Annotated in this window: 1 protein-coding gene; it reads left to right on the plus strand. The window is 48.9% G+C overall.

Going from position 1 to position 264, the window contains the following annotated elements; genetic code table 11:
- Positions 1 to 264 (plus strand): Hsp70 family protein (locus V2H77_RS00010; protein WP_341497178.1); only part of this gene is annotated, 264 nt, incomplete at both ends.

Genomic DNA, 264 nt, shown 5'->3' on the forward strand with positions numbered 1-264 from the left:
TATCCAAATCTTCCTTACCAATTTCAAGCGAGTGAAAACGGGTTGCCGTTAATCAACACCGCAACGGGTTTGGTCGATCCTATTCAGGTTTCTTCTGACATTCTTAAATCGCTGGCGCAGCGTGCAGAAGAAACACTGGATGGTAAGCTTGATGGCGTTGTGATCACCGTTCCTGCCTACTTTGATGATGCACAGCGTCAGGGAACAAAAGATGCGGCGCGTTTAGCCGGGTTACACGTTCTGCGCTTGCTGAATGAACCGACT

Source organism: Photorhabdus sp. P32, from assembly GCF_038085095.1.
GTDB lineage: Bacteria > Pseudomonadota > Gammaproteobacteria > Enterobacterales > Enterobacteriaceae > Photorhabdus > Photorhabdus luminescens.